General features: G+C 59.3%; 12 protein-coding genes. 4 read left to right on the top strand and 8 right to left on the bottom strand.

The window, feature by feature from the left end:
- The first annotated feature begins 293 nt into the window (after positions 1 to 293).
- Positions 294 to 2135, top strand: a complete 1842-nt coding sequence (gene ilvD / locus QFW87_RS27885; RefSeq protein WP_283189344.1) for a dihydroxy-acid dehydratase — start codon at positions 294 to 296, stop codon at positions 2133 to 2135.
- Positions 2136 to 2310: 175 nt separating this feature from the next.
- On the opposite strand, the gene QFW87_RS27890 is transcribed toward ilvD, so the two are convergent.
- On the bottom strand, positions 2311 to 3366 hold the full coding sequence (locus tag QFW87_RS27890; RefSeq protein WP_283189345.1) for a haloacid dehalogenase-like hydrolase: 1056 nt from the start codon (positions 3364 to 3366) through the stop codon (positions 2311 to 2313).
- Positions 3367 to 3621: 255 nt separating this feature from the next.
- On the opposite strand from QFW87_RS27890, the gene QFW87_RS27895 reads away from it, so the two are divergent.
- Positions 3622 to 5013 (top strand): L-cystine transporter, encoded by a 1392-nt coding sequence (locus QFW87_RS27895; protein ID WP_283189346.1) that lies wholly within the window; start codon positions 3622 to 3624, stop codon positions 5011 to 5013.
- A gap of 198 nt (positions 5014 to 5211) precedes the next feature.
- On the opposite strand, the gene QFW87_RS27900 is transcribed toward QFW87_RS27895, so the two are convergent.
- Positions 5212 to 6141 (bottom strand): transposase, encoded by a 930-nt coding sequence (locus tag QFW87_RS27900; RefSeq protein ID WP_283188224.1) that lies wholly within the window; start codon positions 6139 to 6141, stop codon positions 5212 to 5214.
- Between the two features lie 234 nt (positions 6142 to 6375).
- Positions 6376 to 6888 carry a dihydrofolate reductase gene (locus tag QFW87_RS27905; RefSeq protein ID WP_283182063.1) on the bottom strand — a complete coding sequence of 171 codons (513 nt, stop codon included), beginning with the start codon at positions 6886 to 6888 and terminating at the stop codon, positions 6376 to 6378.
- An 85-nt stretch (positions 6889 to 6973) separates the two neighbouring features.
- Here QFW87_RS27905 and QFW87_RS27910 point away from each other — a divergent pair, with 85 nt between their 5' ends.
- Together QFW87_RS27910 and QFW87_RS27915 are read left to right on the top strand one after the other, a co-directional pair.
- The gene (locus tag QFW87_RS27910) at positions 6974 to 8344 is read left to right on the top strand and encodes a DUF2868 domain-containing protein (RefSeq protein WP_283189347.1); all 1371 of its coding nucleotides are present in this window, start codon (positions 6974 to 6976) and stop codon (positions 8342 to 8344) included.
- Positions 8337 to 9713 carry a GTPase/DUF3482 domain-containing protein gene (locus tag QFW87_RS27915; RefSeq protein WP_283182065.1) on the top strand — a complete coding sequence of 459 codons (1377 nt, stop codon included), beginning with the start codon at positions 8337 to 8339 and terminating at the stop codon, positions 9711 to 9713. Before QFW87_RS27910 ends, QFW87_RS27915 begins: the two co-directional genes overlap by 8 nt.
- 34 nt (positions 9714 to 9747) lie before the next feature.
- Here QFW87_RS27915 and QFW87_RS27920 read toward each other — a convergent pair whose 3' ends face one another.
- The 5 genes from QFW87_RS27920 to QFW87_RS27940 form a co-directional block, all read right to left on the bottom strand.
- Positions 9748 to 10155 carry a hypothetical protein gene (locus QFW87_RS27920; protein WP_283184645.1) on the bottom strand — a complete coding sequence of 136 codons (408 nt, stop codon included), beginning with the start codon at positions 10153 to 10155 and terminating at the stop codon, positions 9748 to 9750.
- A 23-nt stretch (positions 10156 to 10178) separates the two neighbouring features.
- Positions 10179 to 10628, bottom strand: a complete 450-nt coding sequence (locus QFW87_RS27925) for a hypothetical protein (protein WP_283189348.1) — start codon at positions 10626 to 10628, stop codon at positions 10179 to 10181.
- A 177-nt stretch (positions 10629 to 10805) separates the two neighbouring features.
- A complete protein-coding gene (locus QFW87_RS27930; RefSeq protein ID WP_283189349.1) occupies positions 10806 to 11405 on the bottom strand; it encodes a phosphonate degradation HD-domain oxygenase in 600 nt (199 codons plus the stop codon).
- Positions 11405 to 12538 carry a TIGR03364 family FAD-dependent oxidoreductase gene (locus QFW87_RS27935; protein WP_283189350.1) on the bottom strand — a complete coding sequence of 378 codons (1134 nt, stop codon included), beginning with the start codon at positions 12536 to 12538 and terminating at the stop codon, positions 11405 to 11407. The genes QFW87_RS27930 and QFW87_RS27935 overlap by 1 nt, the downstream gene beginning before the upstream one ends.
- 134 nt (positions 12539 to 12672) lie before the next feature.
- On the bottom strand, positions 12673 to 13698 hold the full coding sequence (locus QFW87_RS27940; RefSeq protein ID WP_283189351.1) for a putative 2-aminoethylphosphonate ABC transporter substrate-binding protein: 1026 nt from the start codon (positions 13696 to 13698) through the stop codon (positions 12673 to 12675).
- Between the last annotated feature and the right edge of the window lie 22 nt (positions 13699 to 13720).

The raw sequence follows: 13720 nt of genomic DNA on the forward strand, positions 1-13720 counted from the left end.
GTCCCGTGCGGTGATATCCCCACAAAGCGATTGCTCACCTACCGATGGTCATCCCACACATTCCGTCAGAGCTGGATCCCCCTTTTCCGGCATTCCCTCCTGACGCCAGCCGTGTAGAATCGCGACATTCATCGCCAGTCATCCCCCGGCGGGTTTATGAGCTCAAGCTGAAGCGCGCGGCGATCCCGCAAAGTTATCGGCAACTTCCGGACACACGGCCATTTCTGAGTGTTCCAGACGTCAATAGAAGCTCACTTCCCTTTTGATACCTGATTAGCCGCCCGGAGTGCTTCATGCCTGATTACCGCTCGAAAACATCCACCCATGGCCGCAACATGGCCGGTGCCCGCGCACTGTGGCGCGCCACGGGGATGAAAGATGACGACTTCAAAAAGCCGATCATCGCCATTTCCAACTCCTTCACCCAGTTCGTACCAGGCCACGTCCACCTCAAGGACCTGGGCCAACTGGTCGCCCGTGAAATCGAACGCGCTGGCGGTGTAGCCAAAGAATTCAACACCATCGCTGTGGATGACGGCATCGCCATGGGTCATGACGGCATGCTGTATTCGCTGCCGAGCCGCGAGATCATCGCCGACTCCGTCGAGTACATGGTCAACGCCCACTGCGCCGACGCCATCGTCTGCATCTCCAACTGCGACAAGATCACCCCTGGCATGTTGATGGCCGCCCTGCGCCTGAACATCCCGGTGATCTTCGTCTCCGGCGGCCCGATGGAAGCCGGCAAGACCAAACTGGCCAGCCACGGTCTCGACCTGGTCGACGCCATGGTGATCGCCGCCGACTCCAGCGCTTCTGACGAGAAAGTCGCTGACTACGAGCGCAACGCCTGCCCGACCTGCGGCTCGTGCTCCGGCATGTTCACCGCCAACTCGATGAACTGCCTGGTTGAAGCCCTGGGTCTGGCATTGCCGGGCAACGGTTCGACCCTGGCCACCCACAGCGACCGCGAACAGCTGTTCCTGCAGGCCGGTCGCACCATCGTCGAGCTGTGCAAGCGTTACTACGGCGACAACGATGAGTCGGTATTGCCGCGCAACATCGCCAACTTCAAGGCATTCGAAAACGCCATGACGCTGGACATCGCGATGGGCGGTTCTACCAACACCATCCTGCACTTGCTGGCCGCGGCCCAGGAAGCCGAGATCGATTTCGACCTGCGCGACATCGACCGTCTCTCCCGTCACGTGCCGCAACTGTGCAAGGTCGCGCCGAACATCCAGAAGTACCACATGGAAGACGTGCACCGCGCCGGCGGGATCTTCAGCATCCTCGGCTCGCTGGCCCGTGGCGGTCTGCTGCACACCGACCTGCCGACCGTGCACAGCAACACACTGGCTGAAGGCATCGCCAAGTGGGACATCACCCAGACCAACGACGAAGCGGTGCATCACTTCTTCAAGGCCGGTCCTGGGGGCATCCCGACGCAAACCGCGTTCAGCCAGTCGACCCGCTGGGAAACCCTGGACGACGACCGTGAAAACGGCTGCATCCGTAGCGTCGAACACGCGTACTCGAAAGAAGGCGGCCTGGCCGTTCTGTACGGCAACATTGCACTGAACGGCTGCGTGGTGAAAACCGCCGGTGTCGACGAGTCGATTCATGTCTTCGAAGGCAACGCGAAGATCTTCGAAAGCCAGGACAGCGCCGTACGCGGCATTCTCGCGGACGAAGTGAAAGCCGGTGACATCGTGATCATTCGTTACGAAGGCCCGAAAGGCGGCCCGGGCATGCAGGAAATGCTGTACCCGACGTCGTACCTGAAATCCAAAGGCCTGGGCAAAGCTTGCGCCCTGCTCACCGATGGCCGTTTCTCCGGCGGCACCTCGGGCCTGTCCATCGGCCACGCTTCGCCAGAAGCGGCGGCGGGCGGCGCGATTGGTCTGGTACAGGATGGCGACAAAGTGCTGATCGACATTCCGAACCGCTCGATCAACCTGTTGATCAGCGACGAAGAAATGGCCGGCCGTCGTGCCGAGCAGGATCAGAAAGGCTGGAAGCCTGTGGAAAAACGTCCACGCAAGGTGACCACCGCACTGAAGGCCTACGCCCTGTTGGCAACCAGCGCCGACAAGGGTGCCGTGCGTAACAAGGCAATGCTCGACGGGCTGTAAGGCTTAACCGTCGAACAAAAAAATGCCCCGCCAAGTGCGGGGCATTTTTTTGCGGCCAACTCGGTCAAGTGTGGGAGCGAGCCTGCTCGCGAAGGCGGTGTGTCACGCAGCATTGATGTTGAATGGCCCGACGCTTTCGCGAGCAGGCTCACTCCCACATTTGGATTTTTGGTGCTTACTGGATTTCTTCTGGCTTCACAATCACCCAGTTCTTGTCCGCCGTAACCTGCAACCCTTCCTTGGCCTGAGCCGCGGCGTGCTTGGCCATCATGCCGTTAATCTGGGTCATGTATTTGTCTTTGCGGTTGACCCACAAGTGGATGCCGCCCTTGGCCACGTCGACATCGTGGAACAGCATGTAACCGTCGCTGGTCGGCGTATCGCCGCCAACCAGTACTGGTTTTTTCCACTCGTCGATGTAGGTCAGGATCGCGGAGTGCTTGCCGGCCATCCAGGTCGCCGGAGTCCAAAGGTACGGGGTCAGTTCGAGGCCGAGGTTAGCCTTTTCGTCATACTTGCCCGCGGTGATCTGCTTGCGCGCCGTGGTCAGCTCGCCGGTCTTCGGATCCTTGAGCAACAAGCTCACGCCGATCACGTTTTGCGGTTTCACGTTGTAGCCGTACTTCGGATCGGCGGCGACCATGCGCACCAGTTCTTCGGAGGCGGCGGTCATCACGTAGACCTCGATGCCGTTCTCCATCAGCTTGTTGTACAGCTCTTTCTGACCAGTGAAGATTTTCGGCGGATTGACGTCGAGGTTCTTGACCACGTCGCCTTCGTAGTAAGTCGCCGGAACCGGTTTACCGGACGCCATCAACTCATCGACGTAGCCTTTGAGTTCCTGGAGGGTGAAGCCGGAGAACACTTGCGCGACCCATGGATAGCAGACCATATCGTCGAGTTCGCAGAGGCGATAGTAGTAACTGAACAGACTTTCCTTGTGGTCGGCGGTGTCTTTGAACGGCATCAGTTTCAGGGAGGGGTCGAGTTTCTCGCGGGTGATCAGGCCCTTGTTTTCCATGAACGGCAGCAACGACTCTTCGAGGTCGTAGCGGTAACTGGTGTTGTCCATGTCGAACACCGCGTAGTTACCTTTGTTGGCGTTGGCGGCAATCATTGCGTCCAGCGCCTTGGCCTGATCGGCTGGCCAATGCTTCAAATCCGTAGCGAAGGCTTGGCCGGCGAGGCCCAAGCAGAGTGCAGCGACCAGAAATTTCGGTGCGAGCTTCATCGGCATGCTTTCCTTATTAAAAGACCCTGAATTAAAGACATCGAAGCTAACAAATAAGTGTGACAGCCCTCGTCTGCCCGCGACCGCCTGCGTCCCTATTGCGCCAGCTGCATCTCTGTCAGCGACACTCGCTTATTCCAAAAACGACAGTATCCAGATTTTTTTGATATTAATTCATTAGATATCAAGCTGTTAGGCTTGCCGGTTCGCGGCTGCCCCGGAAGGTAGCTGGCACAAGTCTTTATCGGAGTTCCAATGAATCTGCCGCTGATCCTCAATCTGCTGGTGTTCCTCGCCCTGCTCTTTGGCCTGGCGCAAACCCGTCACACCACATGGAGCCTGGCGAAAAAAGTCCTGCTCGCGTTGGTGCTGGGCGTGGTCTTCGGTGTGGCTCTGCACACCGTTTACGGTGCCGGCAACCCGGTACTGAAAGCCTCGATCGGCTGGTTCGATCTGGTAGGCAACGGTTACGTGCAGTTGCTGCAAATGATCGTGATCCCGCTGGTGTTCGCCTCGATCCTCAGTGCCGTGGCCCGTCTGCACAACGCCTCGTCGCTGGGCAAGATCAGCTTCCTGACCATCGGCACGCTGTTGTTTACCACGGCCCTCGCGGCGCTGATCGGTATCGGTTTGACCAACCTGTTTGGTTTGACCGCCGAAGGCCTGGTGGCCGGCACTCAGGAAATGGCCCGTCTGCAAACCATCCAGACCGACTACGCGGGCAAGGTTGCCGACCTGAATGTGCCGCAGCTGTTGCTGTCGTTCATTCCGCAAAACCCGTTCGCCGACCTCGCTCGCGCGAAGCCGACCTCGATCATCAGCGTGATGATTTTTGCTGCGTTCCTTGGCGTCGCAGCGCTGCAACTGCTGAAAGATGACGTCGAAAAAGGTCAGAAAGTGATCAACGCCATCGACACCCTGCAAGCCTGGGTGATGCGTCTGGTGCGTCTGGTGATGAAGCTGACCCCGTACGGTGTATTGGCTCTGATGACCAAAGTGGTCGCCGGCTCCAACCTGCAGGACATCATCAAACTTGGCAGTTTCGTGGTGGTTTCCTACATCGGACTGGGCCTGATGTTCGTGGTCCATGGCTTGCTGGTGTCGGCCGCCGGGATCAATCCGCTGCGCTTTTTCCGCAAGATCTGGCCGGTGCTGACGTTTGCTTTCACCAGCCGCTCCAGCGCCGCGACCATTCCGCTGAGCATCGAAGCCCAGACCAGCCGTTTGGGTATTCCACAATCCATCGCCAGTTTCGCCGCCTCGTTCGGCGCGACCATTGGCCAGAATGGTTGTGCCGGTCTGTACCCGGCGATGTTGGCGGTGATGGTTGCGCCAACCGTGGGCATCAACCCGCTGGACCCGCTGTGGATCGCGACGCTGGTGGCGATTGTGACGCTGAGCTCGGCCGGTGTGGCCGGCGTGGGCGGTGGCGCGACGTTTGCCGCGTTGATCGTGCTGCCCGCGATGGGCTTGCCGGTGTCACTGGTGGCGTTGCTGATTTCGGTTGAGCCGCTGATTGACATGGGCCGTACGGCGTTGAACGTCAGCGGTTCGATAACGGCCGGTGCGATTACCAGCCAGATCATGCAGCAGACCGATAAAGAACTGCTACATGCGGATGAGCATTCGGAGTTGGCTCACGCTTAAGTAGCGCCTGATAGTCCGCCTTCGCGAGCAAGCCCGCTCCCACAGTTGATCTTCGGTGTTCATAAGTTCTATGTACACCGCAGGACCAATGTGGGAGCAACTGTCTTGGTGATCTTTATTTTGAAGGCATATTGATAGACAGCTGAATTCCCACAGCTTTACGCCATGCGATGCCCTACAGGAACACCGCGACCCGTTTTAGGCCAAGGGTTGTTTCCACTCAGTTCGGTCTCGGATCATGGCGTTCAGTCGTATCAGCAGCACGCGCATACAGGCGATGAGCGCTACTTTTGCGCATTTGCCCTTACGACGCAGTGCGTCATACCGCGCTTTGAACTCAGGCTGTCGCTGAATCACCACCCAGCACGCCATGTACATCGCGCGACGCGCAGCAAACCTGCCGCCGCTAATATGGCGCGGACCTTCATGCTTGCCGCTGTCATCGTTGTAGGGGGCTATGCCTGCCAGCGCTGCAATCTCGTGCCGTCCAACCTCGCCCAGCTCAGGCAAATAGGCCATTAAGCTGGCTGCCGTCACGAGCCCTATTCCCTTGACCGAGCACAAACGGGCTATTTTATCACTGTCCAGGTCTTGGGCACTTTGACGGATCAACTTCTCTATCGACTTTATTGCTTGGCATAAATAGTCGATATGCCTCTGCAGACAGGGTTTTACCCGGTCTACAGAGGCTGTTTTGAGGCGCCGAATATCATCGCTTTGCTGCTGAACAAAGTTTTCACGTTGCTGTACCAGCGCACGCAAATTGTCCTGTTCAGGGCTGGTGATGCGGTTGCTTGGCGACTTTATGACTTCTGCAAACTGCGCGAGAAGTCGCGCATCTATCGGGTCGGTTTTAGCGTGCTGCCCCATCGCCTTGGCAAAGTTCTTGGCGCGACGAGGGTTGATCCGCAAGACTTCGAAGCCCGCGGCCTGAAGCGCTTTCATGGCCTCTCGCTCATAGCCGCCGGTGGCTTCCAGCAATACGCGGTTGACCTGGTAGCGCTTTAACCAATCAATCAGCGCAAGGAAGTCACTGGCGGTATTGAGGTAACTTGCGCCAACGTCTTGCGGGTTAATCCGAACCTCAAGAGTATCTTTGGCAACGTCGATGCCTGCGCAGGAAAACATAGCTGAATCCTCTTACACTCAAAGGTGAGAGCACTCTGGCTGGGCACCACGCTTGTAAATGTTCGAGGTAGGCTCGTTCAACTGTTCGGGCTCAATAACCAGAGTGGAGAGGTGAATGGCAGCATGGGCTCCCACACGTGCTTTAAGCACTCCGGGCATTCAGCTTGCCATTCACCGCTCTCATCCTCAGTCTAATTCCTGCGCAAGACACAAGCGGGCTTGCTCGCGAAGCTTTTAAGACTTTTCCCACACTTCGAAGTTGTACGCCGGCTTGTCATCCACAGCCGGATTCTCGGTGTTCGACACCAGTTTCCACTCTTTCAAATCAAACTCCGGAAACCACGCATCCCCTTCCGGGCTCAGCGCCACGCGCGTCAAATACAACCGATCAGCCCGAGCCATCCCCTGCGCATACAATTGCGCGCCGCCAATCAGCATCAGCTCATCGACACCCTGTTCCCTAGCCCACTCTTCAGCGCGAACCACTGCAGCCTCCAGCGACGGATAAACCTCCGCGCCTTCCAGCAGCAGATCCGCCTGACGACTGACCACGATGTTCAACCGGCCCGGCAACGGACGACCGAGGGAATCCCAGGTCTTGCGACCCATGATGATCGGCTTGCCCAGGGTGGTGGCCTTGAAGTATTTGAAGTCCCCCGGCAAGTGCCAGGGCATGCTGTTGTCGACGCCGATCACACGGTTTTCACCGAGGGCTGCGATCAGGCTGAGGGGGAGTGATTTAGTCATGCCGGCGAGGATACCAGAGCCTCCCGTACCCCGATAAGCGCCACAGCGGTTATGCTCACCGTTCAATTGAGCGACGGGATGCCGCGTGACTGAACTGAATAACCTCTGGTTGACGGAAACCATTCGCCTGCGCGAAGAACACGCCGGCCCCCTGGATGATCTGGAAGCCAACCGACTGGCCCGCAGCGCGGGCGGTGATTTGCCGACACGCATTCAACGCCGCGCCCTGTGGCTGGCGGACCGCGACGGGCTGACCAGCGCCCTCAAACATTGGCTGCAAGGTGCGCGGCTGGCACTGTTGGTATTGGCTGTTCTCGCCGTTGCCAGCGGCGCCGGCCTGGCGCTTGCCGCGCTGGGCGACGGACAACCCCCGGTCAATGTGTTCTGGGCCTTGGGCAGTTTGCTTGGGCTGAACCTGATTCTGTTGCTGAGCTGGGCGTTGGGCCTTGCCTTCGCCGGCGAACACGGCGCCACCCTCGGCCGCTTGTGGTTATGGCTCAGCGAAAAACTCGCTCGCGATGCCAAAGCGGCGCAACTGGCGCCGGCCCTGCTGCTATTGCTGCAACGACAAAAACTCAATCGCTGGGCGGTCGGCGTACTGGTCAACGGTTTGTGGTTGCTGGCGATGCTCAGCGCTCTGGTGATGCTGTTGATGCTGATGGCGACCCGGCGTTACGGCTTCGTCTGGGAAACCACCCTCCTCAGCGGCGACACCTTCGTCGCCATGACTCAGGCTCTCGGAGCCCTTCCGGCCATGCTTGGTTTCAACGTTCCGACCGTAGAAATGATCCGCGCCAGCGACGATGCCGCGCTGAACATCGAAAGCGCCCGTCAGGCCTGGGCAACATGGCTGGTCGGTGTGTTGGTGGTCTACGGTGTTTTGCCGCGTCTGTTGTTGGCGCTGTTTTGCCTGTGGCGCTGGAAAACCGGCCAAGCGACATTACATCTGGATTTGAACCTGCCCGGTTATGCCCAACTGCGCGAACGGCTGATGCCGACCAGTGAACGCCTGGGCATCAGCGACGCTGCGCCAGAGCAATTGCATCGTATTGAAAGCGGCGTCAACGACCTGCCAAGCGATGGCGCACTGTTGGTGGCCATCGAGCTGGACGATCAACGCCCCTGGCCGCCGCCACTGCCGAAAACCGTGGGCAACGCCGGGATTCTCGACAGTCGCGAATCGCGCAACAAACTTCTCGAACAGCTGAGCCGTTTCCCTCCGGCCCGATTGGCCATCGCTTGCGATCCGCGACGTTCGCCAGACCGCGGCAGTCTGGCACTGATCGCCGAACTGGCGCGCAACGCCAGCGCCACCCGCGTCTGGCTGCTGCAAGCACCACCGGGCGAAGCGCTGGATGCCGAAAGGCTGGGCGACTGGCACGTGGCGTTGCAGCAGTTGGACTTGCCGTTCGCCGATTGCGCGCCGTTGAACTGGCTGGAGAGCGGTCATGACTAATCCATGGAAAGCGCCCTTGAAGCTCGCGGTAGTCGGCCACACCAACGTCGGCAAAACCTCGTTGCTGCGCACCCTGACCCGCGATGTCGGTTTCGGTGAGGTGTCTCATCGCCCCAGCACCACACGACACGTCGAGGGCGCACGATTGTCGGTGGACGGCGAGCCGTTGCTCGATCTCTTCGACACGCCGGGCCTGGAAGACGCCATCGCCCTGCTCGACTACCTCGAACGTCTGGAACGACCGGGTGAACGCCTGGACGGCCCGGCACGTCTTGCGCGTTTCCTTGAAGGCAGCGAAGCCCGGCAGCGTTTCGAACAGGAAGCCAAGGTGCTGCGGCAACTGCTGACCTGCGACGCCGGTCTCTACGTGATCGATGCCCGGGAACCGGTGCTGGCCAAATACCGTGATGAGCTGGAAGTGTTGGCCAGCTGCGGAAAACCGTTGCTGCCGGTGCTGAATTTTGTCAGCAGCGCCAACCATCGCGAGCCGGATTGGCGCGAAGCGTTGGCACGTCTGGGCTTGCACGCCTTGGTGCGTTTCGACAGCGTCGCACCGCCGGAGGATGGCGAACGTCGACTGTATGAAAGCCTCGCACTGCTGCTGGAAAACGCCCGCCCGCAACTGGAACGCCTGATCGCCGATCAGCAAGCCCAACGCCAGGCCCGGCAACAGAGTGCGGCGCGGCTGATTGCCGAATTATTGATCGACTGCGCCGCGTGCCGTCGCAGCGTGGTCAGCGAAGCCGAGCAAGAACAGCAGGCCATCAACGAACTGCGCAAAGCGGTTCGACAACGGGAACAACGCTGCGTCGAAGCGCTGCTCAAGCTCTACGCCTTCCGTCCACAGGACGCGGCGGCCAGTGATCTGCCACTGCTCGATGGCCGCTGGGGTGACGACCTGTTCAACCCGGAAACCCTGAAACAACTGGGCGTGCGAGTCGGTGGCGGTATCGCGGCCGGCGCGGCAGCCGGCGCCGGGGTCGACTTGCTGGTGGGCGGCCTGACCCTCGGCGCGGCGGCACTGGCCGGCGCGATTGCCGGCGGCGCCCTGCAAACCGCGCGCAGTTATGGCAGCCGGTTAATGGGCAAGATCAAAGGCCAGCGAGAGCTGACCGTCGATGACGGCGTGCTGCGGCTATTAGCATTGCGTCAGCGGCAACTGCTGCAAGCGCTCAATGCGCGTGGGCATGCGGCGATGGACAGCATTCAGGTGGCCACGCCCCAGGACAAATCCTGGCGCGAAGGCAAACTGCCCGAGGCACTGAACAAGGCGCGGGCGCATCCGCAGTGGTCGCCGCTTAATGCGCATCCGAAGTTGAATCAGGCGCAAAGGCAGGAACAGATCGAAGTGCTGGCGCAGCAGCTCTGAACCTGATCGTTCCCACGCTCCCGCGTGGGAACGATCAAAAGCCGAGCTTCAAAAATTCTCGCACCAGCGACGCGACTCGTCGCCGATCCGTGCGATCAGCACGCCCGTCGTTGTCCACATCCGAACTCAATATCAGCTCGAAATCCCCATCATTATCAAGATCACGGGCAGCTGCTTTATAGGCAATCGTCTGCCCTTCATGAAAATGCAGTCGCACCGTTTCCGGCGTGCCATCACCGCCTGGATTTTCCGAGAAGATCCGTAAGTGGTGCTCCTCGCCTTGCCCCTCGTTGTACCAGGCACACTTCAAATACGTCTTGCCGAAGGTCTTGAGCCACCGAAGTTCAGCGTCCGTAGCCTCACGCTGTAAATGATCACTTTCAGAAAACCGGTAACGCACGATTCCGTCCTGCCCTTGACCGATCGGCGCTTGGGCGATCACTTTCAAGTAGCGCGTCCTCGAGCTCACTTCCATTTGAACTTCAGGTAAGTGGCGCTCAGCAACGACACCAAACCACGGTCCAGTGCATCAATATCGCCATCGTTATCCACATCAAAGTGGATCGACCAGTCCAGTGTGCCGTTGTTATCCGTGTCGTAGGCAGACGCGGTGTAAGTCAGCGTCTTGTCAGTCGGTTTCCCGTTGCCTTCGTGAAAATGCAAACGCACGGTATCCGGGCTGCCATCTTCGGCAAAATCCTCGGCGAAGATCTTCAGATAGCGTTTTGTGGAAGCACCGGGATTGAACCAGTTGAGTTTGAGACAGGCATTGGCGAAGGTTTTCAGCAGACGCTGGTCAACACTGTTTTCCCTGCCGTTGTTAGTGACGTCGCCCATTTTGTAATCGACGTTGCCATCAGCATCGAAATCCAGTGCAAAGGCTTTGTTGGCCAGGACATCTTTCCTGGCGTACAAGCAGGTTCATAGAACTGCAGCAAAACAGAATCCGGTCGTCCATTGCCGATTCGATCCTGAACGGTGACTTTCAAATAGCGCATGAGCATTCCTTGGCAATTAAAGAAGCTCAAACACTAGCGGCTCGAAAACCTCGTAGCCATGGCTCGACTTCGCCGTGACAAGTAAGGAGTTTCGCTAAGCATCCGTCGCAAAAGACGTCTCCGTTGCAGGAGACTTGCTCTTGGCCAGCAACGCTGATGCTTTCGCCTTCAATATTTTGAGGTCGATCACCGGCACCCACATGTCCTTCGCCTGCTCATCCCACTGGCGCATCCGCAAACTGACCTCGCACAACGGATCCTTCTCGAAGGCTTCAGCCTCGGCAGCGGTCATCACCCCGCCCTGATACTCCAGAGTGCGGCGACTGGCTCCACTCAAGCGCTCGTAGTACCCAGGCTCTTTCAGCGTCAGGTAGCGCTTGGCCTGAACGTGGTATTCCACAAGCCGCGCCATGCGCTCGCTGAAACCTGCACGACGCAAGTATTCGGCGCCCAGACGCTCGTGACTGACCACGCCGAAGCCGCCCATGTTCTCGGCACTCTCGGCGCAGATATGCCCGATGTCATGGAAGAATGCCGCCAGCACCACTTCGTCATCGAAGCCCTCGGCCAGGGCCAGTTCGGCGGCCTGGGACATGTGCTCGATCTGCGAGACCGGCTCGCCGATATAATCGCGGTCACCAAAGCGCTCATACAGACCGAACACCTCGGCGATCACTTGCTCATTGCGGTCCATCAACGCTCTCCCAACACAGTCGCTACGTTGCGTTCAGCCATCGCCGGCCCGACGCTCATGCCGACACCACTGTGCATCAGTGCCACGCTCACGCCCGGCATCGGACGCAGGAACGAGAACGGCCCCGGCCCACGAGAACCATAGACACCCTGCCAGCGTTCCACCACTTGCACCTTGCAACCCAACGTCTGCTCGGCCAGTTCAATCATCCAGTTGTCCACTTGCTCGGCGTTGAACGGCGACGGGTCGCTGCCGTAATGGTGGGAGTCGCCGATGATCAATTCACCGTGAGGCGTCGGGCTGATCAGCAGGTGAATGCCGTTTTCATGCAGATGCGGTTCCTCTCGCAGGATTTGCGCGTGCACCGCCGCCGCTTCCGGCAGATCGGCGAAGGCGCCGTAGTGCACGCAGCTCAAACCGGTGAGCAAGGCGTGTTGCAGGTTGAGGTTGATTTGCGACCGAGCGCGGAGCATTTGCAAACGACAAATTTGCGGGTTGAGTTCGGCGATCGGCTCGGCCAGCAACGTCTGATAATCGTGGCCGGAACAGACGATGATCTGTTCGGCAGTGAAGGCCCCGGCGGTGCTGTGCAAGCGGCCAGGCTCGATATCGCGCACGAGTGTGGAGAAGTGAAACGCGACGCCGAGTTCGCGGCGCAGATAGTCGATCAGCGCTGGAATGGCTTCACGGGAATACAGTTGCTGATCGTCCATGCCGTGCAACGCGGCGCGGTGATGGCTGAATTGGCCGCCATACAAGTCACGCAACGCAGCGCCATGCAGCAGGTCGACGCGGTAACCGTGTTCCACGGCGCGGCCGGCGCAGAAGGCTTCCAGCAGGTGTTCTTCGGCTTCGGTGCGGGCAAACAGGTACGAGCCGTTGCGCTTGAGCTGCAGACCGGCGAGCTGTGCCAATTGGCCCCATATTTCGCGACTGGCTTTGGCCAGTTCGAGCATCGGGCCCGGTGGTTGGCCGGTTACCAATGCCTGACCGAAGTTGCGTACCGATGCGCCTAAGGGCGTTTCGCTGCGCTCGAAAACGGTGACTTTCAGACCGCGCTTGGCGGCGGCGTAGGCGTGGGACAGGCCGAGGATGCCGGCGCCGACGATCAGCATGTCGTTGTGTTGTGTCATGGAGTTTTGTCCTGAACTCGAAGCCGCCTTCGCGGGCAAGCCTCGCTCCTACAGGGGAACCCGTATCCCTGTAGGAGCGAGCGGTGCGGCGATCCGACTTGCCCGCGAAAGAGCCCTCACAGCCGATGAAGATCTTACTTGGCAGCCACGTTCTCGGACTTGCCGTCATAGCGCTTGCGCCACTCGGTGAGGATTTCATCGCGATTCTTCGACGCCCAGGCAAAGTCGTTTTTGATCAAACGCTGCTCATAATCCGCCGGCAATTCGGTCTGCGGTTTGGCAATACCCGGTTGCGCGAGCACGGCGAAGTTCTCTTTATAAAGCTCCATCGCAGCCGGGCTAGCAGAGAAGTCAGCCAGTTTCTTCGCCGCCTCTTCATGCGGTGTGCCCTTGATCACGGCGGTGGCTTCGATCTCCCAGCCCAGGCCTTCTTTCGGCAGGATGATGTCCAGCGGTGCGCCTTGGCGTTTCAGTTGAACGGCCGGATATTCAAAGGAAATACCAATCGGGAATTCACCCGCAGCCGCCAGTTTGCAAGGCTTGGAACCGGAGTGAACGTACTGGCCAATGTTCTGGTGCAGGTCGTCCATGTACTGCCAGCCCTGCTTCTCGCCGAAGGTTTGCAGCCAGGCGCTGACGTCGAGGAAACCGGTGCCAGACGAGGCCGGGTTGGGCATGACGATCTTGCCTTTGTACTCAGGCTTGGTCAGGTCCTGCCAGCTCACGGGTTTGCTCAAACCCTGTTTCTCGGCTTCGACAGTGTTGAAGCAAATGGTCGCGGCCCAGACGTCCATGCCGACCCAGGCCGGCGGGTTGGCGGCGTCGCGGTAGTTGCCGCCGATCTTGCCCAGGTCCTTTGGTGCGTAGCTGTGCAGCATGCCTTGCTGATCGAGGATCGCCAGGCTTGAAGCCGCCAGGCCCCACACCGCGTCAGCCTGCGGGCGGGCTTTTTCGGCCAGCAGCTTGGCGGTGATGATGCCGGTGGAGTCGCGCACCCACTTGATCTCGACGTCCGGATTGGCCTTTTCGAAGGCTTGCTTGTAGGTCTTCAGTTGTTCGGCTTCGAGGGCGGTGTACACCGTCAACTCGGTTTTCGCCGCGAAGGCGTTCAGGCTGAAAGCGGTGAGGACAGCAGCGGCCAGGGCCAGGGGCTTGAACATGATCTTTTCCTGTTTTGAGTTG

This window comes from Pseudomonas sp. PMCC200344 (genome assembly GCF_030053095.1).
In the GTDB taxonomy this organism is placed as follows: domain Bacteria; phylum Pseudomonadota; class Gammaproteobacteria; order Pseudomonadales; family Pseudomonadaceae; genus Aquipseudomonas; species Aquipseudomonas svalbardensis.